The sequence below is a fragment of the Bacillus seohaeanensis genome, from assembly GCF_042684945.1.
GTDB classification, from domain to species: Bacteria; Bacillota; Bacilli; order Bacillales; family Bacillaceae_B; genus Rossellomorea; species Rossellomorea seohaeanensis.
Map to the genome: position 1 here is coordinate 640,174 of NZ_JBHUMF010000031.1, position 21,599 is coordinate 661,772.

General features: G+C 37.5%; 18 protein-coding genes. 3 read left to right on the forward strand and 15 right to left on the reverse strand.

Translation table 11 applies throughout. The annotated features are described in order from the left end of the window. Positions 1–125: 125 nt before the first annotated feature. Positions 126–1,142 carry a TIGR00341 family protein gene (locus tag ACFSUL_RS16490; protein WP_377937021.1) on the forward strand — a complete coding sequence of 339 codons (1,017 nt, stop codon included), beginning with the start codon at positions 126–128 and terminating at the stop codon, positions 1,140–1,142. 636 nt (positions 1,143–1,778) lie between these two features. Here the strand turns inward: ACFSUL_RS16490 and ACFSUL_RS16495 are convergent. Continuing rightward, positions 1,779–2,198, reverse strand: a complete 420-nt coding sequence (locus ACFSUL_RS16495) for a DUF4064 domain-containing protein (RefSeq protein WP_377937022.1) — start codon at positions 2,196–2,198, stop codon at positions 1,779–1,781. A 561-nt stretch (positions 2,199–2,759) separates the two neighbouring features. Here ACFSUL_RS16495 and ACFSUL_RS16500 point away from each other — a divergent pair. Next, entirely contained in the window at positions 2,760–3,413 is a 654-nt protein-coding gene (locus tag ACFSUL_RS16500; protein WP_377937023.1) for a GTP pyrophosphokinase, read from the forward strand. Positions 3,414–3,599: 186 nt separating this feature from the next. Here the strand turns inward: ACFSUL_RS16500 and ACFSUL_RS16505 are convergent, their stop codons facing one another. The 7 genes from ACFSUL_RS16505 to ACFSUL_RS16535 all read right to left on the reverse strand — a co-directional run bounded on the left by ACFSUL_RS16505 (position 3,600) and on the right by ACFSUL_RS16535 (position 8,632). Then, positions 3,600–3,779 (reverse strand): hypothetical protein, encoded by a 180-nt coding sequence (locus ACFSUL_RS16505; protein WP_377937024.1) that lies wholly within the window; start codon positions 3,777–3,779, stop codon positions 3,600–3,602. A gap of 97 nt (positions 3,780–3,876) precedes the next feature. Beyond that, positions 3,877–5,097 carry a cardiolipin synthase gene (gene cls, locus ACFSUL_RS16510; RefSeq protein WP_377937025.1) on the reverse strand — a complete coding sequence of 407 codons (1,221 nt, stop codon included), beginning with the start codon at positions 5,095–5,097 and terminating at the stop codon, positions 3,877–3,879. Between the two features lie 119 nt (positions 5,098–5,216). Further along, positions 5,217–5,780: a VanZ family protein gene (locus ACFSUL_RS16515; protein ID WP_377937026.1), complete on the reverse strand. Its 564-nt coding sequence runs from the start codon at positions 5,778–5,780 to the stop codon at positions 5,217–5,219. Positions 5,781–5,968: 188 nt separating this feature from the next. Next, positions 5,969–6,148, reverse strand: a complete 180-nt coding sequence (locus tag ACFSUL_RS16520) for a hypothetical protein (protein WP_377937027.1) — start codon at positions 6,146–6,148, stop codon at positions 5,969–5,971. A gap of 318 nt (positions 6,149–6,466) precedes the next feature. After that, positions 6,467–7,063: an SCO family protein gene (locus ACFSUL_RS16525; protein WP_377937028.1), complete on the reverse strand. Its 597-nt coding sequence runs from the start codon at positions 7,061–7,063 to the stop codon at positions 6,467–6,469. Between the two features lie 464 nt (positions 7,064–7,527). After that, positions 7,528–8,337, reverse strand: a complete 810-nt coding sequence (locus ACFSUL_RS16530) for a type II pantothenate kinase (RefSeq protein WP_377937029.1) — start codon at positions 8,335–8,337, stop codon at positions 7,528–7,530. A gap of 1 nt (position 8,338) precedes the next feature. Further along, a complete protein-coding gene (locus ACFSUL_RS16535) occupies positions 8,339–8,632 on the reverse strand; it encodes a hypothetical protein (protein ID WP_377937030.1) in 294 nt (97 codons plus the stop codon). Positions 8,633–8,834: 202 nt separating this feature from the next. Here ACFSUL_RS16535 and ACFSUL_RS16540 point away from each other — a divergent pair, with 202 nt between their 5' ends. Continuing rightward, on the forward strand, positions 8,835–9,701 hold the full coding sequence (locus tag ACFSUL_RS16540) for a YitT family protein (RefSeq protein ID WP_377937031.1): 867 nt from the start codon (positions 8,835–8,837) through the stop codon (positions 9,699–9,701). A gap of 111 nt (positions 9,702–9,812) precedes the next feature. Here ACFSUL_RS16540 and ACFSUL_RS16545 read toward each other — a convergent pair whose 3' ends face one another. From ACFSUL_RS16545 to ACFSUL_RS16575, 7 genes are all read right to left on the reverse strand, one after another. Continuing rightward, entirely contained in the window at positions 9,813–11,270 is a 1,458-nt protein-coding gene (locus ACFSUL_RS16545; protein ID WP_377937032.1) for a CoA-acylating methylmalonate-semialdehyde dehydrogenase, read from the reverse strand. A 36-nt stretch (positions 11,271–11,306) separates the two neighbouring features. Next, the gene (locus ACFSUL_RS16550) at positions 11,307–12,659 is read right to left on the reverse strand and encodes a GntP family permease (protein WP_377937033.1); all 1,353 of its coding nucleotides are present in this window, start codon (positions 12,657–12,659) and stop codon (positions 11,307–11,309) included. 25 nt (positions 12,660–12,684) lie between these two features. Beyond that, positions 12,685–13,881, reverse strand: coding sequence for an iron-containing alcohol dehydrogenase (locus tag ACFSUL_RS16555; protein ID WP_377937034.1), 1,197 nt, complete (start codon positions 13,879–13,881; stop codon positions 12,685–12,687). A 152-nt stretch (positions 13,882–14,033) separates the two neighbouring features. After that, positions 14,034–15,848, reverse strand: a complete 1,815-nt coding sequence (locus ACFSUL_RS16560; RefSeq protein ID WP_377937035.1) for a sigma 54-interacting transcriptional regulator — start codon at positions 15,846–15,848, stop codon at positions 14,034–14,036. 282 nt (positions 15,849–16,130) lie between these two features. Continuing rightward, positions 16,131–19,265, reverse strand: coding sequence for an AAA family ATPase (locus ACFSUL_RS16565; protein ID WP_377937036.1), 3,135 nt, complete (start codon positions 19,263–19,265; stop codon positions 16,131–16,133). Next, positions 19,262–20,407, reverse strand: coding sequence for an exonuclease SbcCD subunit D (locus ACFSUL_RS16570; RefSeq protein WP_377937037.1), 1,146 nt, complete (start codon positions 20,405–20,407; stop codon positions 19,262–19,264). Before ACFSUL_RS16570 ends, ACFSUL_RS16565 begins: the two co-directional genes overlap by 4 nt. 191 nt (positions 20,408–20,598) lie before the next feature. Beyond that, a complete protein-coding gene (locus ACFSUL_RS16575) occupies positions 20,599–21,132 on the reverse strand; it encodes a hypothetical protein (RefSeq protein WP_377937038.1) in 534 nt (177 codons plus the stop codon). Positions 21,133–21,599 lie beyond the last annotated feature (467 nt).

Here is a 21,599-nt window from a genome sequence, read left to right on the forward strand (position 1 = left end):
GAATTTTTTTAATAGTAGGCTGTTTTTTGTAAAGTTTGGGCGTGACTATATTTTTATTTTACAAACAACGTTTATTGTAAAAGCTATAGAGGAAGTTTTTTATTTTACTTTGGGAGATGAAACTTATGGATTTACAGCTTATCGAAGCGTATATCCCAAATAAATATTTTGAAAAAGTTGATGAGTCTTTGCAAAATCATCCTCATGTTTCCTATTGGGTTTCTACAGAATCAAAAGACCGAATACTTGTCCGCATCCTTGTAAAAACAAATGATACAGAAAAAATCTTAAACTATTTAGAGAATATAACGAATGTCGTAGAGGGATTTGAAGTTCTACTATTCCCTGTTCAAACCTATATAAGAAGATTAACGGAGGAGGAAAAAGAACAAGAAGAGAAAGAAAAGGAAGAAGATTCGAATGAATTACAAAGAGCTAGTCGCCATGAACTACTCGGCTCTATCGAGAAGTCTAGTCATATTACGCTTACATATACTCTGCTTATCATTTTATCTGCCATTGTGGTGACAATAGGTTTTATCAAAAATAGTGAAGCTGTTATCATTGGCGCTATGGTAATTGCACCGATGCTTGGGCCGGTTATATCAATTGGTTTTTCCTCCATTTTAGGTAACTTTCAACTGGTTCGCAGTTCATCCTTTACATTATTTTATGCCATTATGATTGTGTTAGGTATTTCCATCTTATTTACGTTGTTTTTTCCTGTCCCGACTGATAGCACCGAGTTTACTTCCAGAACACATGTCAATCTATCTGATATTGTTTTAGCATTAGCTTCAGGAACAGCTGGAGCTTTGTCCATTCTTAATCAATTACCTGGGTCGTTTGTAGGGGTGATGGTTGCTGTCGCTCTTTTGCCACCCACAGTTGTTTTAGGGATGACAATTGGTTCAGCTATGTGGCAAGAGGCTTACGGTTCTATGTTGTTATTAATGGGAAATATCAATTCTGTTATACTGGCTGCGATTATTGTTTTCTCATTAAGCGGTATTCGTCCAGTTAAATGGGATGAGGTTCATAAAGCAAAAACATCCCGAAAGCTGTCTATCCTTTTTGTCAGTTTAACTATTATCCTTTTGATTATTGCGATTATCTTTAGCCAGCGCGTTGATTTAGTTTGAACTACGTTTGTTTTTTATTTAGGCTATTTACGTAAAAATTGTTGTTTGTGGGCAATGGACCATTCTTTTCCGCTGCAGGCACCTATTATTACTTTCAACACATTCGTCACTCTATCAGCTTTCCTTCATAAAAATGAGGCTGGGACAAATGTGCTCTAGGTGAATAAAAAAACGAACTAATTCTTTCATTTGAAGGCGAATTAGTTCGTTTTTTTTATAAGTCTTCATAAAACTTGTTGTTCTTTTTAACTTGTTCTAGCTGTTGATTGGAGTGCAAGACGAAGACTCCTGCGGGAAAAGCGGAACAGGTGAGACCCCGCAAGAGCGCAGCGCATGTCTAGCTCCAGCGGCTAACTCGCTATGAAAAAGATGAAATACCCTAAAGGCAAAAAGCGCCTTTTGGGTATTTCCCTATTTTCTTCGCGAGCAAAACGAGCCGCTTCCGCTTTTCTCGGAGGCTCACCGACCGCCCGCGGAAAGCGAAGTCTTGACACGGAAATCAACAGCGGTGTGTAACAGTGATTACTAAACAATTTAACCTGACATTGTTCGTCTTTAGGGGATAGTACTTTAGTTATGTCCCAGCCTCATTTCTTCTTTTCATATGAACTACTATACTTTACTCTTTACGTATTTCTAATACACCGGCTCTTTTGGTTTTCTAACCAAACTCATAATACCAGCAATCAAGAACAAGATCGCAGGTATAAAGCCCACGCCGACAGACCCTAGACCAACAACAACTGCAGCAATAATGAACATTATCCCAGCTAGTTTAGGCTTTTTATTCCCTACAATGGCAATAACTCCAATAACACCTAATATAAGTGCAAGTATACCTAAAATAATCAAATACCATCCCATTGAATCAAACGCAGAAAGAATCATATTTGTATCTTCCGCTGTTAGTGCCGGGTCATTTTCCATCTCATTAAAAACTTCTTCAAACTCCGGTGTATTCATCCCCGCCATAAAAATAAAGCCAAACACCGAGAATAAAGCAGAAAGAACCACACCTATTATCCCCATTACTACTTCTCCTGTACGTTTCACCACGTCGCTTCCTCCTTTTTCATATGTATGTTTTTCTCCGACACCTAATTATACGTGACAACTCCATAAATGGTTTCACATTTTGGTTTATTTTCTGACTTAAAATATTTCTGTAAGTACTTCAATACTATTCTTTCTTGGAAGGAAAAATTCTTTTCTTTCGGCTATGTTTTCAAATTTATTGCGATTGGACAGAACGAAGGTACTTTTATATTAGCCATTGAAACACAATGAAGTATTTTGTTCCCAACACTTACTCCTATACACTCTCTAACTCCTTGGATAAACCAATAAAAAAGATTAAGTTAGTTAACAAAGTTATTGACTGACCGGTCACACTCATATAGAATTAAAACTGAATAGTCAGTCGTGAAATAAAATTTCACTCCATGAAGGTTTCACTGCTCGCTAATGCGAGACAAATTCTAATAAGTCAGGTGTTTCTTTTGAAAAACTTGGATCAATTAATTAACAACCTTAAGAAATTCGGAATTAAATGTGAAAAAATTGTTATCTCACAACAAAAAAGAGATTATTTAAACATAGTAAAGAGGAGCATAAAGAGTGAATCTTGTTGAAAAAGACATAATAGAATGGAAAAATAATTTAATTATTTACAAATTTGCGCTCGAAGAAATTAATACAAAGCTAAAAATACTGAACGAAGAATTTCAATTTATTCATAAACACAACCCAATTGAACATTTAAAATCAAGAATAAAAGAACCATCAAGTATTCTTAAAAAGATAAAAAGAAAAAATCTAGAATTAACATTAGAAAATGTAAAAGAGCATGTTCATGATATTGCCGGCGTCCGTATCACTTGCTCCTTTGTTTCTGACATATATGATATATACACTATGCTAGAAAAACAAGACGACATACGCATTATCAAAGTAAAGGATTATATCCAGCACCCTAAGCCTAATGGGTATAAAAGTTTGCATCTCATTATTGAAATACCCGTTTTCTTAACAAGCCATACAGAATATGTGAAAATCGAAATCCAAATTAGAACAATTGCAATGGACTTTTGGGCAAGTTTAGAGCATAAAATATACTACAAATTTGAACAAGACATCCCTTTACATTTGCAACAGGAATTAACAGAAGCCGCAGAAATGGTAAATTTTCTTGACAATAAAATGAAAAACATTCAGGAAAAAGTCGAGGAATTTAAAGTGAATCGTATAGAAAAGCAGCTCGTAAATGGATAAATTCACATAAAAAAATTCTCTAGATTTTACTTCTAGAGAATTTTTTGTTTCTAAAGATGGTTGAAAGACGAGAACAACTTAACTGGAAAGAAAATCTATAAGGAAGAATGGTTTCAAAAAACAAAAAAATGCCCCCATTAAATTAGAGACATTCACATCATTTAATATCGCCCAAACATATTGGGGTTACGAAGCATTAGGTAAATAAAATAGAACAGTCAATGTAATGCCAATAACGGAAAAAACGACAATTCCGACCGCTACGGATTTATTCGCTCTTGATATTTTCCTGTTTTTCATGATGCCGAAAAATTTAAAGCATAGTATGGTAAGAACAAACAACGATACAAATATCAGTTCGCTCATTGACAATCCCTTTCCTTTAATAATTTTTATGATTTTTCTTACAATTTTATTTAAATTTACTTTACCACAAACAACGTAGTAAACAAAATTTTCTTACTCAAAAATAATAATAAATCCATTCTGGTGTATGTTTAAAGAGTTTCTTCCAAAATGGAATATCGGTCACTTCTTTCTTTGTTACTCTTTTACTATCTTCCATATCTTGTTTTAGTTTTTCTTCCATTTCACCAGCAAACTCGACATCATAAACAATGCAGTTACTTTCATCATTTAGGTAAAAGCTTCTTGGATCCCAATTGGCGGTGCCGATATCCGTCCACTTATGGTCAATAACCATTACTTTACCATGGAAGAAACCTTTCTTATAGGAATAGAACGCTACTCCATATTTTATTAACTCTTCTTTCATTTTATAACTTGGTGGTTTGGTATACCAGTGATCTGGTTTGCCTGGCACAAGTATTTTTATTTCTCCCCCTCTGTCTACTGCTCGCTTTAAAGCGTTTATAAGTTTCCTATCAGGAAGAAAATAGGGGGTTGCCATCACTATCGTCTGTTCTGCTTCATCTATCCATTGAACCATTTTGGTCACAATACTTTCGCCTGTTGTAAACAAAAATTGAAACGTTGCCCCCGATGACTCCTCTCTTTTCTTAGTACCTTCAGGTTGTAATGACAATGTTTCCTTCGTATCTTCTTGCCAATCTTTTGCAAATTGACGTGCCATATCTTTGGCACCGTCACTTTTTATTCTTATATGGTAATCTCTCCAATACCCAAGATCTGGGTCTTTGCCCAAATACTCTTCGCCCATATTAAAACCACCTATATAAGCGATCTCTTGGTCTATCGTTATAAGCCGTCGATGGTTTCGATGATGCAAAGAATAAAATGGGTGTGTGAGAGAAAGCGGCCTGCTTTTTGCCACATGTACGCCACTTTTTTTCAATTGATCCATTGTTTTTTCTTTTACAACATAAGAACCTACAGTATCCATCGACAACCGAACATCCACCCCTGCGCGTGCTTTTTCTTCAAGCAATTGAAAAAAACGATTAGAAATTCCATCCTCTCTTACAATAAAGAAATGTACCCACACAGAATGCCTAGCATCTTTTATATCCCGAAAGAGTGAACGATATAAAGACTCCCCCTCTGTAACTATCGTAAAATCCCCCGCCCATTTCCGTGTTTCTATAGCAGGATGTGCATCCGTATAACTACTAGCCCCCGTTCGAACATCTACGTGCATTACTACAAATAATAAAACAAGGAATAAAACACAAACGGCTGTTCTCCAAAACCATTTTTTAACCATAGCAACTCCTTACTAGCAAGCGTCACAGCTTTTATAAAATAAACCATTTCTCTACTAGCATTTCTTCATAAGAAAAGACTATTCCAAAACGAAATAAAAGCTGACCTAAAAAACCAAGGTCAGCTTTTATACCTAATTACATTTAAATAAATAATTCGGTACATTCTTTTTAAAACGACAAATAATATACCTCCGCAAAGTGCACCCAACGTATTCATCATCCAATCGTCAACATCTGTTGCTCGTCCCAAAGGAAGCCAATATTGAAAAAGTTCGATGAGGAAAGAAAGCAATGCACCTAAAAAGGTCACTTTAACGATAATCCATTTATGTTTGCGCATCCACCAACCAATTGCAAACGCAAACGGAATAAATAAAACAATGTTTGCAAGTAAATTTCGGATTGGAACATCTAGATGATTGCGGTAAATTAGGTTTAATTTCAAATTCGAAAACGGCTCAAAATTAGTCGTCCCTTCCATAGCAGTACCAGGTATAGGCGGAGACAACGTAATGAGAAAGATTGCCGCAATCGATAAAATCACAAAAAGAATAGGAAGGATATCTAACCATCTTCCACCACCTTTTTGTTGTTTCCAAAAATGAATGACAATGACAAGTGTACTAGCTGCTAGGGTGAGAATTGGAATTACCCAGCTAAAACTTCTCCACAGCTCTATCATGAACGGGCCCACTTTCTAAAAACAAATTACTATTACCTATTTGGCACTTTCCATTGTCGGTGAAATGGACAAATCATGCAAGAAGTATCTATTAAATTATATATGTATTTAGGCACTAGCATATTACAACTCTGTCTTTATTTTCTTTTCGAATACTGCATTGGTACCAAATACACCTATTTTCCCTATCATTTCTTTTTTCGATAACTCAAAAACAAAAAACTTGCCATTACAACAAATAGTAAGGTAAAGATAAGGCCTTTTACTGTGTCTCCCTCTGTAAAAGTTTTAATAACCCATAGAAAGATAATGATTGTGATTATAATATCAAAAATAAATAATCCTTTTGGACGGTGGTTCTTATTCATCTTAAAAAATCTCCTTCAAGTTTGAAACATAATAAATGTAATTCATGCCCTTCATTAGAGCACCATTCTCTTACTTTATCATAATCTACTAGAATTCTTCCATTTGTAATCAGTCGGATTTATCGTCCGTTAAAACGGGATAAAAAAACTCTAAAGGAAGTTCCTTCCTTTAGAGTTTTTTCCTTAGGATCTTTTCTCATAGATTGTTGTTTTTACTCATAAACTCAGCCCGTTGATTTCCGCTACGGGCACTTGACTCAGTAGGTTCAACTTAGTTTTTCGTTAAAAAGGAACAAACTTTACGAAATCAGCCTTTCCTTATTTATTTCCTTCTTTAATAAGCGTCTTCATATCTTCTACGATTAAATCAAAAGGAACATCACTATTACCGCTGTAACTCTTGACCACTTCGCCTTTTTGGTTGACTAAATAAAAGCTAGTTCCGTGAATCATTTGATCTGACTTTGGGTCGTCTGCCACAATTGTTTTAAAAGAATGTTCTGCAAGGTCTGCGATTTCGTCGAGTTTATATCCCGTTAGTAAATCCCATTTACTTTCATCCGCTTCATATCCGCCGATAAATTCTTTTAGAACTTCGGGTTTGTCTGTTTCAGGGTCTACACTAAAGGATACAAATTGATAATCTTTCACACCTTCTTCTTTCAACTTTTCCTGAAGCTGCGTTAAATTATATGTCATCGGTGGACACACAGTTTCACACTTTGTAAAGACGAAATCAGCAATCCATACTTTTCCTTTTAAATCATTTAAGCTTACCTTTTCATTGTCTTGGTTCGTGTACGTAAAGTCTTTCACCTCATAATGATGGTCTGCTTGAAAATCGCTATTACTACAACCTACTAAAATAACCGAAAGTATCGTTATAAGTACAAAAAAGGCTTTGAATTTTTTCAAATAAATCTCCTCCATATCCTACCTAACCTATCCTAATCCAATATTAGTAGAATACAGAATGAAAAACAATTGTTCTCACTATTTATCCATGACTATTTTGTGAAGACTCTTTTCTCACAGATTGTTGTTTTCAGTTATGAATTTTGCCCGTTGATTTCCGCTACGGGCACAAGACTCCTCGGGGAGGAATGGGAGCCTCTTAGAAAAGCGGAAGCGGCTTGGTCAGCTCGTGAAGAAAATAGGAAAATTCCCTAAAGGCTTCCTTTGCCTTTTGGGGATTTTATCTTTTTCACAGCGAGCTAGCCGCTGGAGCTAGACACTCGGCTTCGCCTGCGGGGGCTCCCACTTCCCTCTCTTCCCGCAGGAGGAATCAAGTGCCCGCAGCGAGAATCAACTCAGTAAATCTAACTTAGTGTTCAGTTAAAAAGCAACAATCTTTATGAAAACAACCTTTGTGAAAGACACTAGTTTTGTATATCGCTTCCAATTACCCAGGCTCCAATGCTTCCTGCAAAGCTGCCGTGTTCTAAAAATATAGGATCATATCCAAGTAAATCGTTAAATTGGGCAAGATCTTGTTTAAAAGGTTTATTACCGTTTAACATGCTTCCCACGAAGAGATACGTATTTATAGAAGTAGTTTTAACTGCTTGTGATGCTAGCAAAATAATCGTTTCTGCAATCATATTACTTAATGCTCTCAGTTTATCTTCTTTATTTGCTTCTTTATATACCGACTTTGCAAAGTTTGCCGCTGTTAAATAGTCTAACACCGGAGACGGGTCACGCTCATATATATCTTTTACAAGCAGGTCTACTCTTTTTCTATTTCCCTTCCCGGCCAATTCCACAAGCTCATAAAAATTTGATTCCCCTGTCAACAACGCTCCCAACCCTAAAAAAGCACCTCCACCAATCCCACTTCCAAGCAACCTTTCGCATTGTTCATTTTCCACTTTAAAAAAAGATGTACCTGTTCCAATATTTATTAGTAGATACGAATCACACTGCATTTTTTCCTTGTTCATTAAAAACTGAACACCTTTATGGATTGCATCGAATTCAGGAATTACGTTTATATCGGGAAAATAATTTTTCCACTTTTCTGCTTTGCCTCCAGTTACATTCAGTGTAGCCATTGGCGATAGTAATTTTATCCACTGAACACATTTTTCTAATTCATCACTTCGAAATGTTTTGTAATGAAAATGACCTTTTTCCTCATAAAAAAGTTTCGTTAATGTCCCGCCACTATCCACACCAATGTTCCTCATGTTATGCCTCTCCTCTTTTCTTGTTTTTCGAGAAAAGGTACGCAAGTGTAAATCCTTCCATAATCATGATTAAAAGAAAAGCGAGTAAGTAATAAAACGCCCCCATAATACCGCTCATTTTGTCTTCTGTACCTATCCACCATACAGAAGCAATAAAAAGCACAAGGAAATTGACGACCGTTCCTTCCGCAAAAGGCTTCTTATAACTATTAAAGTCTAATAATCTTTTCCAGCTCCAGCTAAACGAAATAACCGCTGCTAATACAATAAATAAAATATAAAAGCTTACCTTCATATGAATCCCCTCCTGCCTATACATCCTTCTCTACATATCTTATTCAAAATCCATCAAATTTAAAAGCGGTATAAGGAATCTTTCAACTATTTAGATAACATTCGGTTTTGATATCTGTTATACTAACTCAAAATTTCAATTCCCAAGAAAAAGTAGTATAATAAGGAAAAGATTACTTTAACTAGAGAGAGGATTTAGGATAGTGGTTAAGACAAAGAAAAAGCGTGTTTTAAAAGAAGTCCAACAAATGATTATGATTACCATTGGTGCTATTATTGCGGCTGTTGGTCTTGAACTATTTTTAGTTCCTAATAATATTTTAGACGGCGGAGTTATCGGTCTTTCGATCATCACATCGGAATTAACGGGTATTTCCATGAGTATATTTCTCGTTGTATTAAACTTACCTTTTCTTTATATCGGGTATCGGAGAATAGGAACAAAATTTACACTCCACACGTTATATGGAGTAGTTGTTTTATCTGCATTCACCTCTTATTTGCATCATTTTGAGCCGGTGACAAATGATTTATTTTTAGCAACTATTATTGGTGCAGTAATTCTAGGAACAGGTGTTGGTTTAGTTATTAGAACAGGTGGCGCTTTAGACGGTACAGAAATTATCGCCATTCTTGTTAGTAAGAAACGCCTTGTTTCCGTTGGACAAATTGTTATGATTATCAATTTATTCATTTTCACTCTTGCTGCCTTATTAGTATTTAGTTGGGAAACGGCAATGTACTCCATTATTACATATTATATTGCTTTTAAAATGATTGATATTGTGGTCGAAGGTATGGAAGAACTAAAATCAGTTACGATTATTTCAGATGTTCCAGAGGAAATTGCAGATGCGTTAGTAAAAGATTTAGGACGTGGGGTCACGTTCATTCATGGTGAGGGTGTTTATACAAATAAGCCTAAAAAGATAATCTATACAATTGTAACCCGTATCGAATTATCGACAGTACGCTCTATTACACATGACATAGATCCAAAAGCATTAGTAGCAATCGAGAACATTAGTGACGTTTCCGGTAGTAACTTTGAGAGTGGTGGAGCGCACTAACTTCCCACAATACTATGCATGTACAATAAAAAATGACAGGCGGGGTAGTCCCACCTGTCATTTTTTATTGTACTGGTTCCTAGTAAAACTTATTACACTTAGAACTCTAAACTACCATCTAGCCGTCAACATTTTTCGTCTTGTGTAAAATTCGACCCCGTCGCTACCATTTGCATGTAAGTCACCATAGAAAGAATTCTTCCATCCAGAGAACGGGAAGAAAGCCATTGGAGCAGGAACACCGATATTTACTCCAAGCATACCCACTTGAATTTTTTCACGGAAGTAGCGAACGTTGCTGCCATTTTGTGTAAATAGGCATGCACCATTTCCAAAGTCAGATTCGTTCGTCAGTTCAATTGCTTCTTCAATACTTTTCACCCGAACAATCGATAGTACTGGAGCAAAGATTTCTTCTTTCCATATTTTCATTGAAGTCGTTACTTTATCAAAGATTGTTGGGCCAATAAAGTAGCCATCTTTGTGATAGAATTCATCTTTGCGACCGTCTCGGACTAGGATTGCTCCTTCTTCCTCTCCGTTTTCAATGTAGTTAGCTGTTCGCTCTTTATGTTCTGGACGGATAACAGGCCCTAAAAAGACATCTTCTTCTAAGCCATTTCCTATTTTAATTTCATCTGCTTTTTCCACTAGTTTCTTAATCAGTGGCTCTACCACATCATCTACTGCAACGACAACAGAGCATGCCATACATCTTTCTCCAGCAGAACCGTATGCAGCACTAATAATTTCTTTTACAGCACTATCTAGATCTGCATCTGGCATGACAATCGAGTGATTCTTTGCCCCTGCCAATGCTTGAACACGTTTTCCGTTTCCTGCCGCTGTTTTATAAATATACTCTGCCACCGGTTGGGAACCGACAAAGGAAATTGCCGGAACATCTTTATGATCAAGGAGACCGTTTACAACATCATGTGCTCCGTGAACAATATTGAATACCCCCTCTGGCAAACCTGCTTCTTCAAAAAGTTCTGCCAGGCGATTTGCTAACAACGGAGTTCGCTCAGATGGTTTCAACACAAACGTGTTTCCAACTGCAATGGCAAGTGGGAACATCCAGCATGGGACCATCATTGGGAAATTAAATGGCGTGATCCCACCAATGACTCCAACTGGATAGCGATACATGCCCGATTCAATATTTGTAGCAATGTCTGGCAATTGTTTTCCCATCATTAATGATGGGGCACCACAAGCGAACTCAACACACTCAATCCCACGTTGCACTTCACCGTATGCTTCTTTAAAACTTTTCCCATTTTCTTCGGTAATTAATTTAGCTAATTCATCCCAATGTTCGACTAATAACTGTTGATATTTAAATAGAATACGAGCTCGTTTCGGAACCGGTGTCGCGCTCCATGTATCAAATGCCACTTTGGCAGCTTGTACAGCTGTATCAACATCTTCCTTCGTAGAAATTGGTACTTCTGCTAATGTTTCACCTGTCGCTGGGTTTGGCACCGCTTGAAACTTGTCTGTTTTCGCTTCTACCCATTTCCCGTTAATGTAATTTTTCAATACCTTTGTTGTCGTTGTTGTCATAAAAAAATTCCCCTCTCTTTTTCCTAAAATAGTAGATTAAAAGATTGAATATAGTATGACTGCAAGGATTAGAACAAGCGTCGGTAATAAGACACTTAGCATAAATATCGGCTTGTAAGATCGTTTATGTGTCTCACCGCAAATTGCTCGAATAGTCGTTACCACATATCCATTATGCGGCAAGGAGTCCAATCCACCAGAGGCTAATGCAGAAATTCTGTGCATCGCACCTGGATCTAATCCTTGGGCAAGATACATCGGTGACAGGATTGGAAGTGCAATTCCGAGTCCTCCTGATGCAGATCCCGTTATTCCACAAATTAACGTGACCGCAATCGCTAGTCCCATTAACGGTGGACCGGGAATATTTACTAATGCATCCACAACACTGTCAAAGGCAGCCACCTGCGCGGCGACACTTCCGAAACCGACGACAGCACATGTATTTGCCGCTGCAATTAAGGCGTCTTGTGCACCTTTCGCCAACGCCCCCCAGAATTCCTTCAAAAATTTAAACATTAATATACATGCCAAGAAAATCCCACTTGTTAATGAAAGCAATGCAGCCGCAGTAGAAGAAGTAAAATTGGCGGTGGTATTCAACATCGCAATAACGATAACTAAAGGCAATATTGCAAAAATAATATGTGGATAATCCTTCTTCTCTGGTTCTTGCCCTGGTTCTTTTTCCGAATCAACTGCAAGTCCTGCTGCTAACTCCTGGTTTGCTTTAGAAGTAGGACCATTCGGTAATGAAAAACTTTCTCCGTTTTCCACAGCCTTCCTTACAATTCTCCCCAGGTAAAGTCCTCCCACTACCATAATGAGTAATGCCATAAGCACACCAATAATACCACCGGCCGTTGGTTTTGTTCCAAAAAATTCAGTTGGGATTAAATTTTGTATTTCTGGTGAACCTGGAGCCGTCATCGTAAAGGAAATTGACCCAAATACCAATGCTGCTGGAATAAAGCGATGCGGTAAGTTCGCTACTCTAAATAATGAAACGGCAATTGGATAAACGGCAAATCCAACAACAAACAAGCTTACGCCGCCATACGTCATAATCGCAGCCGCTGCTACTACCGCAAATACTGCCCGAGACGGACCAAGGGTATCCTTTACCCAGTTCGCAATACTATCTGCCGCTTTCGTTTCCTGCATAATTTTCCCGAAAATAGCACCCAGTAAAAAAATCAAAAACCATGAGGCAAAGTAACCAGTAAAACCAGTCATATAATGCTCTGTCATCGCTGTCTCTAAGTTCAATCCGCCTGTTACTGCGACTATGACAGAACTAATGATAGCGGCAATAATAATATTAATCCCCTTCATTGTTAAGTAGATTAATAGGGCAAGCGAAGCGATCAACCCTAGTATTCCGAGCATAGTTTCTCCCCCTATCCCCTCGTGTTTAGTTTACTTTCTCTTCTGTAACATATTGATACTCGTAACAAACATGATAGAGTTTTTCGATTTCTAGTTGCGTCGGAACTTTTGGATTATTCCCTGGACTTCCACTTGCAAGGGCATCTCCTGCCATTTTACTGACAACGCTTTCAAATAATTGCTTATCAATTCCCCAACCCTTTAGATTAGGTATTTTTAATGTTAAACAAAGATTTTTCACAGAAGCCACCGCTAACTCAGCTGCTTCCTCATTCGAAAGGCTTGCAGCTTCAGGGGAAAAAATCCGTCCTAGATCTGCTAATCTATCAATGGAAGCTTCCTTGCTAAACTCTAAAACCGCCGGCAACAACATTGCATTGGAGTAACCGTGTGGAACATGGAACAAGGCACCAATTGGCCGTGACATTCCGTGGACAAGACAAACAGATGCGTTTGTGAATGCCATCCCTGCTTGTAGTGACCCCAACGCCATCTGTTCACGAGCATTTACATCTTCCCCATTTTTATAAGTGGTTACTAGATTCCCTACAATTAGCTTCATCGCAGACAGGGCAATCGTATCGGTCATCGGATGCGAAAGTCTAGAAAGATACGCTTCGATGGCATGACTTAGAGCATCAACCCCGGTTGCCGCTGTTACATGTGGAGGAGAAGAGATTGTTAACAACGGATCGACAATTGCCACTGCTGGCATAAACGCTGGTTGTTTGATCATCATTTTGACATCATTTGTCGTATTCGTGATGATTGTTGCATCTGTCGCTTCGGACCCTGTTCCTGCTGTTGTTGGAATCGCAATATGTGGAATAGGTGTAGCCGAAGCCATCCTCTTCCCTTTCATGTACTCTCCAATATAACCACCATTCGTTGCTAACACGACAATTGCTTTCGCCGTATCAATACAACTCCCTCCACCAAGAGAAATGACCAGGTCACAGCCTTCTTTTTGAAAAACTTCCAACGATTCTGCTACATATTGATCTGTTGGTTCTGAAGCTACTCCTAAGTAAACAGCACTTTCCACCCCAACCTTTTGCAAGCTCGCACAACATGTGCTCACATATCCAAGACTGTCCATTACCTTATCACTGACAATAAGTGCTTTTTTTCCTCTAAGAGCCGCCTCACTCCCAACGTTCTCAAAAGCATTACGTCCATAAGAAATAGTTTGCGGTGTTCGAAATACAGCATAGTTTTCCACTCGGATTTCACTCCTTTATTTACTTTTCATAAAAGTATTTGCAAGAAGTATGCCAAGTATAAAATGGGGAGAACTCCACACTTTAGAAAAGCAACAGTGTCGCAACTACACTACAGTTGTAGATTTTGTGTAGTGATTCCCCTACATAACCCTTATTGAATGTGGTATTTTTTTAACTTTTGATATAAAGTGGTTCGATGGATTCCTAGTTGCTCTGCTGCTTTCGACTTGTTCCCATGTGTTTTTTGTAAAATGTCGATAATCAACTGTTTCTCCTGTTCTTTCCCAAGATTTTTTGCCTTTTCAATAAGTGGAATAGCTTCCTCTTGCACCTCCTTTTTATTTACTAGATAAGATTCCTTCATATAGTCCGGCAAATGATAAACATCAATTACTTTCCCATCAACAAGCGTAACAAGTCTCTCGATTGTATTCACCAGTTCACGAATATTTCCATCCCAATGATAACTCATTAAATGCGAAACAGCTTCCGAAGTAATAGACTTCTCTTCGATTTGATATTTCTCACAAATCTCTTTTACATAATGTGAAAGTAAAATGGGGATATCCTCTTTTCTATCTCGCAAAGGGGGAATCAGAAGCTGAATAATATTCAACCGATAAAATAAATCTTCTCGAAACGCCCCTTCCTCTACCATCTTTTTCAAATTTCGATTAGTGGCAGCAATGATCCTAACATTAATAGTATACTTTTTTACACCGCCTACACGTTCTGCTTCTTTCTCTTGCAAAACCCGCAGCAACTTTGTCTGCATGATAAGTGGCATTTCACCGATCTCATCTAAAAACAATGTTCCATTATGGGCAAGCTCAAACTTCCCTGGTTTCCCACCTTTTTTCGCCCCTGTAAAAGCACCTTCCTCATACCCGAACAATTCCGATTCAAACAAATGATCTGGTATTGCCCCGCAGTTCACACTAATAAAAGGGCCCGAAGAAAAGGGACTTAAATGATGGATGCTTTTTGCATACATCTCCTTTCCTGTTCCGCTTTCCCCTGTGATCAATACAGTGGCAGCTGTTCGTGCCGCCCTTCTAGCGAGACGCTTCACCGCTGAAGCATTTTCACTGACGCCAATAATCTGATCAAGCGTGATCCGACTATCCTGTTGTTTTTGTATTGTGAAGGACTGTGGCTTTATTTGCTCCCGCATCGCATCTTTCTGCAACCTTTCATAAATGCGATATACCTCTGTCACCCCTTCAAAAATAAGCATTCCAATCGCACCGACCACCTTTTCTTCCTTCCAAATTGGAATCCGATGAACAATCATCTGCTGTCCTTGAATGGTTTGTAAAACACCTCGTTCCGGTATCGCTGTCTTCACCGTAATATGCAAATTAGTGTTATCAATTACCTCTGTAACATGACGACCAATTGCTTGTTCACGAGCAATTCCTGTAAAACGGCTATACGCCTCATTAAATTCCCGTATAATTCCGTGACGATCCACAACCGCAATCCCTTCGTACGCACTCTCTAAAATAACCTGCAGAACTTCTGCCATATTTTCCGTTTTATTCAACCTCTGTATGTACTTAAAAAAGCCATCTAAAATATCCCTCCTCGACAAAATACCAATTAACCGTCCTTCCTCGTCGACGACAGGAAACTGTTCATATGGCAAAGAAAAAATATTTAAGAGGCTTTCATTTGACTGCACAGGGGCAAAATTACGCTGAGGAATACAGTTCAATACCAACTCTCCCTGTTTCCCATGTAAAAAATCGTGAAGTACTTTTCTCATCGTAACCATCCCAACCAATTGACCTTCCTCATCTATGATAGGCAAACAATCTACACGAAGCTCATCAATCATTTCAGCCGCTTCCCTCACCGTCTGCCCTGCTTGAATATAAAAAGGACTTGGTGTCATCCACTTCCCAACTTTTAAAAACTCAGCGTCTTCCACCTTTAGATCACCACTATGTAGTAAATCTCTCATTAATATAGCTAACCTCCATCATTTTTAAATATTCCCATTTTTCCGACTTATTAATAGAATACCGTTTCCTTTCACTTTAGGAAAGGGAAAGTAGTCATCTTTTATAGCCTCTCTATTTTCCTATTTTCTTTTCTGAGAATAATAAAAATTAAAGCTAGGGGACTTTTTACAATCTATACTTTGGACTAGGGCATAGATTACCGCTTTTGTACCTGACAAAAAATATAAAAAACCACGTTCTATTCAAGCCTTTCACTTTGAATAGAACGTGGTTTTATTACGTTAAGCTAAAAACTGAAATTCTGTTGTACTTCCTTGTTGAGTCGATATTACTTCTAAACGTGCATCAATCCGCTCTTTTAATTCTGGAACATGAGAAATGATACCGACTAACCTACCACTGCTTTGGATATCCATTAGTGCTTCGATAGCATGATCCAATGATTCAGGGTCAAGTGTTCCAAATCCTTCATCAATGAACATTGTTTCAAGCGAAACGCCTCCTGCATACTGTTGGACAACATCTGCAAGACCCAATGCAAGGGCTAATGATGCTTTGAAGCTTTCCCCACCGGAAAGTGTTTTGACATGGCGCTCTTGCCCTGTATATTGATCAAACACTAATAGTTCCAATCCACTTTGGACATTCCCTTTACTTCTCTCTTTTTTGCGTATTAATTGGTAACGTCCAGAAGTCATTTTGATTAACCGTTCATTTGCTACTTGTAAAATATCTTCAAGGAAGGAGGCTAATACGTATCGTTCAAAAGTGATTCGGTTCACATTTTGTCCTCTCGCCACTTCCGCCAAATGACCAACAATTTGATATTTCTGTTCTAATTCTGCCATACTTTCATTCAATTGTTGTACTTTATCAAATACTTGATTATTTTCATTTATTTTATTGCGACATTGATTTACTTCATCATTTAATGTAACTAATGATTCGCTAATCTGAGTAAATGCCTCATTAATTTTGTTTATATCCGGTTTCTCCTTATCTCGTAAGTTTTTCTCGACATCCGTTAACCGATCTGTAACAGAACGAAGCTCTTCACCGAATCGTTGCACCATTTCCTCTTTTTGCTGTATTTCATTGTCAGATAGTTTCGCTTCCTGAAAAGCACGGTAATGTTCGAAACCTTGTTCGGAAAGAAGGGCAATAAATCCTTCTCGTTCCTTCTTCATCTCTTCTTCTGTCTTTACGACTTGTTCATGTTTCCATTTTTTCTGCGATTCTTTTACTGCATACTGGTTTTGAATGTCATGAAAGTGCTGCTGTGCTGCTTCAAAATGACGTTTTAATTGGGTTTCTTTTTCTCGTGCATTCGAAAGTAATAAATCAAATTGTTGCTTTGTACGCATGTTTTCAGGAATTGTTTCTTGTAATCGTTGAAGAGTTGATTGTTTTTCAATAAAACCTTCGCGAATTTGCTGATATTCTTGTTGTAAAACATGACTGCTGTTTTCTAGTTTTTCTTTTGCTACTTTCTCCAGCTTTAGTTCTTCTTTTAGTTTATTGTGTTTCTGTACTTCTTTTTGTTTATCCTCCATACTTCCTTCTAGTTTTTTAATCGCGTCCTTTTGAGAAAAAATGACTGATTCTATTTGATTTAAATCAATGTTTTCCGGAAGACCATTTGTTTTCATCACCAATTGATTGAGTTGGTCATTATAGGTTTGTAATTTCGCTTGAACTTCTACCATTTTTTGATGAATTTCTATTTCATGCAGTTCATATTCTGATAGTTTTGCTTTTGCCACCTTAAGATCTTCTTCCGACGGAATCGAATCTGTTTCTTCTGCTGGATGTGGATGATGTGTCGATCCGCAAACAGGGCATGACTTTTGATCTGTTAATTGCTTCGCTAGTATCGCTGCCTGCCCTTTACTTCTTTTAGACTCAAGAAACGCTAATGTTTCTTTCGCATCAATTTTTATTTTTGATGATTGATCATACTTCGTAGTGATTTCCATTAACTTTTTAGTCGTATTATTTCTATTTGTTACTGTCTGTTGAATGTCTTGTAAAATACTTAATTGGTCTTTCTCTGCACTTATGTTTTTTTCTAACGTAAATAATTCATTTTGTGCATTTTCGTATTTTTCAAGTTCCGCTTCTTTATGTGTGAGTGTTGCTTTTACTTGTTGCAATTTAGTTGTTGCTTGTTCAAACTCTGATTGCTTTTTAAGATTCTTTTGTTCTAAGGCTGTTACTTCTTTCCGAAAATCTGAATAGGAATACACGTCTTGTTGAATCGACTCTAGTTGGTTGACCTTCTTTGTAGCTGCAGTTCTTTGTGCTTCCTTCGCTTTTTCCGTTTCCAACTTTTTTTTCGCATTGTCTAATTGCTTGGCAAGTGTTGTCATATTATTCGTTAGTTCCGCTAAATCGGACTCTAATCCTTTTAATTCTTTATTTAATTTATGGCAGTACTCATCTTGCTGGACAAGACGCAATGCTTTATGTGCAAGCTCGATTTTTTTCTTCTCTTCAGCAATTTGGTCTTTTTGATTATCTAGTTTGCTTTTTTCCAGTGCTAACGTTTCTTTTAGTTTAAATTGTTCGAGTAAGTTTTCTGCCTCCACTTTTTGTTTTTGGATTTCATCTCTTTTTTGCTGTTGAAGCATATAGTTAGTTTCTAGCTCTTTTAACTTCCCTGTCATTTGTTCCATATGCCGCGGTACTATTTCCATAATGGCCCTGTCTCGCAGCGGATTCTCTAATAACAGTTCTTTTAACTCTTCGTTATCTTCATAATTTATTTTTAGCAATTCCCTCGTCCGCCGTTCAATTGCATCCTCGACAGACTTTTTTAATTCATCTGCTTCTTTTTTAAAATGTTCTTGAATCACTTGATAGAGTTTCGTGTGAAAAAGCTTTTGTAAAATTTGTTCCTTATCTTTACTGTCCGATGTTAAAAGCTTGCGAAACTCTCCTTGTGGTATCATTAATATTTGCCGGAATTGATTGGCATCTAGTTGAATTAATTGATTCACCTTTTCGTCTACATCCCGAACATTCGCAGCAAGCAAATTCTTTTCCCCGTCTTCTGCTACTTCGTACAGTTCCGCTCTAGCATTGATGGTTGTATACCCATCTCCTCTTGCTTTTTTCTTTTCTTGCTGCGGCGAACGCCAAATATAATAATTTTTGCTTCGCAAACGAAAGAGAAGCTCTACTTCCGTTACTAATTCCTCCTTCGCAAACTGACTACGAAGTTCCGCCGGGTTCCGGTCCTCGCCACTCGCCTTCCCATAAATAGCATAGGAAATACCGTCAAATATCGTTGTTTTCCCAGCACCTGTCTTACCGGAAATAACAAACATCGTACGACTTTCTAAAGTTCGAAAATCGATTACTTCTGTTCCGGCATATGGTCCAAACGCTTGCATTGTTAATTGTAGTGGCTTCATTTCCCTTCCATCTCCTGTCTTGCTTTTTCGATCACCGATACAATAATTTCTTTTTTCTCATTTGAAATAGTTTCTGTTGTCATGTTCGAATAAAAATCAGTAAATAATTCAAGCTCCGACCGTTTTTTGTCCTTTAATCCATCAAACTGTTGCTTTTTCTTTGCATCTGTTACATCTAATTTTTTTTCCAGGTGAAGCACATTCGGATACACTTGGCGAAGTTTATTAATTGGATCAATAAGCGCTCCCTTATCGTGCAGCGTTATTTTCAAATAATCGTTCACCTGTTGATTTTGGTAAAACTGAGGATCCAATAGTTCTTCGATAAATCCTTCCATTTCTCTCATATCTTGCTTAGGTGTAAGAATTTCTTCCCTAAGCGTAAACGAACCATCTTCACTCATTTCCACAATCGAAACTGATTTTCTTTGTTTCGCCTCTGAAAAAGAATATTTTAATAATGACCCTGAGTAGCGGATCGTATCATGTTTCAATGCATCGGGGCTATGCAAATGACCCATCGCTGTATAGTGAAAGGGTGCGAATAATTCTGCGCCTACACAACCGGACCCACCAACCGAGAGTACTCTCTCAGAATCCGTTGTAGAACCACCAAGAACGAATGCATGTCCAACAAAAACATGCGGTTCATTTGGATTCATCTCTTTTTCTATTTCACTGACAATGGCTTTCATTGCATCATGATGAGAGTGAATGGAATCGTCCTCCAAAATCTGCCGAACAATCCCTGGATCCGCGTACGGGATAAGGTGAAAATTCACTCCATTTAAATGGACAGGCCGAAAATCCTTTGTCAACTTCCCTTTTAAATAAAATTTACTGTGCTTGTACCAAGAAGAACCAAACGACAATCTTTCCGCACTGTCATGATTACCTGAAATTGCAATAATTGGTGTGTTAAGTTCCACATTTATTTTAAATAAAATTTCATCTAATAATTCAACGGCTTCTGTTGGTGGAACGGAGCGATCATACAAATCTCCTGCAATAACTACCGCATCGGGTTTTTCTCTTTCTACTAAATCAAGAAATTGGTATAATACATGTCTTTGCTCTTCTGTCATATAAACACCATGGACCAATTTTCCTAAATGCCAATCGGCTGTATGAATAAATTTCATTTCAACGTCACCTTTCATCTAGTTCCTTGCCATTATTATAACAAACTCAGGAATGGTAGTGGGAATATGCTATCTAGTAATTTAGTGAAAAAGTGTTAGGTAGCGTTATCCTATATAATAGGAAACAATTAAAAAAAGCTGACCCAAAACAAAGTGTCATCCACTTATCTAGGTCAGCCTTTTCCTATTTATTATCCGTTAATATTTCCTGTTAAGCTAGAGCTTACAAGACCTTCATCTTCAAGAATTTTTGTGATTTGTGCTTCTGCTTCGGTTAATTTTTCATTGGCAGCATCAAGGTTTGCATCCCCTTCTGCTTTTAATGCCTCTGCCTTCATAGTATAGGATTCTACTAAATTAGCTTTAAACGTTTCTAAATCTTCTTTTTGCTCCGATAACGCTTCACTAATTTCAATCCCTTCTACTGTTTCCGCAGTTTCCGTTGCGGATGCAGCAGCTGCTTCTTTTAATGCTGTAAGTTCTTCCCCAGTAGGTGGTTCTTCAGAAGCCGTTGCCGCTTCATAGTCATTTAACTCTATATCTGTACCATTAATAGAAGTTGTTAAATTTAAATAAAAGTCCATTAACTCACCTGAAACATCCGCATTAGTTTCTGCTGCTTCACCTGAATCTTTCTTTTCTTCTGCTTTCTCATCGTTTCCGCTATCAGAGCATCCAGCTAATGCAAGTGATAGAACTACTCCTAATAACCACACCTTTTTCATTTCAACCATCCTTCCTTTTTATATTGATCATGAAACCAATAAAATCCCTCCAAAGAATCCGCTTACTTTTTGAATATTTTGTAAGACTTTTGTATAGTATCATGACTGAATACGACGGTAAAGAAGAATCTACCAATTTCTTTAAAGTAAAAATGTTAGTAATATTAAGAATATAATGCGTTATTTAGTTCAGAAAGCCAATGGAAACTAAAACACAGGGAAGAATACCTTTCATTATATAATTGGTAAAAAATCCTATTTACTGCCCTAAAATAGGCTAAATCAAGATTTTCCCTCCTTCCATAAACCTACCTTGGTGACTTTGTTTTTATTTTTTAAAATTTGTCCTCTATCGGAATATATTATGGCGGACAGATTTTGAATGATACTTTATTATCTCCTTCTTCCCTTTTAAGCACCTCTTCACTGATTTATACATTAATGTGTTCACAGTAGGTACTTACTTT

Excerpts from the sequence above, each read along its gene's own strand:
- ACFSUL_RS16490 (WP_377937021.1), top strand. The coding sequence starts at position 126 with ATGGATTTACAGCTTATCGAAGCGTATATCCCAAATAAATATTTTGAA.
- ACFSUL_RS16505 (WP_377937024.1), bottom strand. The coding sequence starts at position 3,779 with ATGAGCGAACTGATATTTGTATCGTTGTTTGTTCTTACCATACTATGC.
- cls (WP_377937025.1), bottom strand. The coding sequence starts at position 5,097 with ATGGTTAAAAAATGGTTTTGGAGAACAGCCGTTTGTGTTTTATTCCTT.
- ACFSUL_RS16515 (WP_377937026.1), bottom strand. The coding sequence starts at position 5,780 with ATGATAGAGCTGTGGAGAAGTTTTAGCTGGGTAATTCCAATTCTCACC.
- ACFSUL_RS16520 (WP_377937027.1), bottom strand. The coding sequence starts at position 6,148 with ATGAATAAGAACCACCGTCCAAAAGGATTATTTATTTTTGATATTATA.
- ACFSUL_RS16530 (WP_377937029.1), bottom strand. The coding sequence starts at position 8,337 with ATGAGGAACATTGGTGTGGATAGTGGCGGGACATTAACGAAACTTTTT.
- ACFSUL_RS16535 (WP_377937030.1), bottom strand. The coding sequence starts at position 8,632 with ATGAAGGTAAGCTTTTATATTTTATTTATTGTATTAGCAGCGGTTATT.
- ACFSUL_RS16545 (WP_377937032.1), bottom strand. The coding sequence starts at position 11,270 with ATGACAACAACGACAACAAAGGTATTGAAAAATTACATTAACGGGAAA.
- ACFSUL_RS16550 (WP_377937033.1), bottom strand. The coding sequence starts at position 12,659 with ATGCTCGGAATACTAGGGTTGATCGCTTCGCTTGCCCTATTAATCTAC.
- ACFSUL_RS16560 (WP_377937035.1), bottom strand. The coding sequence starts at position 15,848 with ATGAGAGATTTACTACATAGTGGTGATCTAAAGGTGGAAGACGCTGAG.
- ACFSUL_RS16565 (WP_377937036.1), bottom strand. The coding sequence starts at position 19,265 with ATGAAGCCACTACAATTAACAATGCAAGCGTTTGGACCATATGCCGGA.
- ACFSUL_RS16570 (WP_377937037.1), bottom strand. The coding sequence starts at position 20,407 with ATGAAATTTATTCATACAGCCGATTGGCATTTAGGAAAATTGGTCCAT.
- ACFSUL_RS16575 (WP_377937038.1), bottom strand. The coding sequence starts at position 21,132 with ATGAAAAAGGTGTGGTTATTAGGAGTAGTTCTATCACTTGCATTAGCT.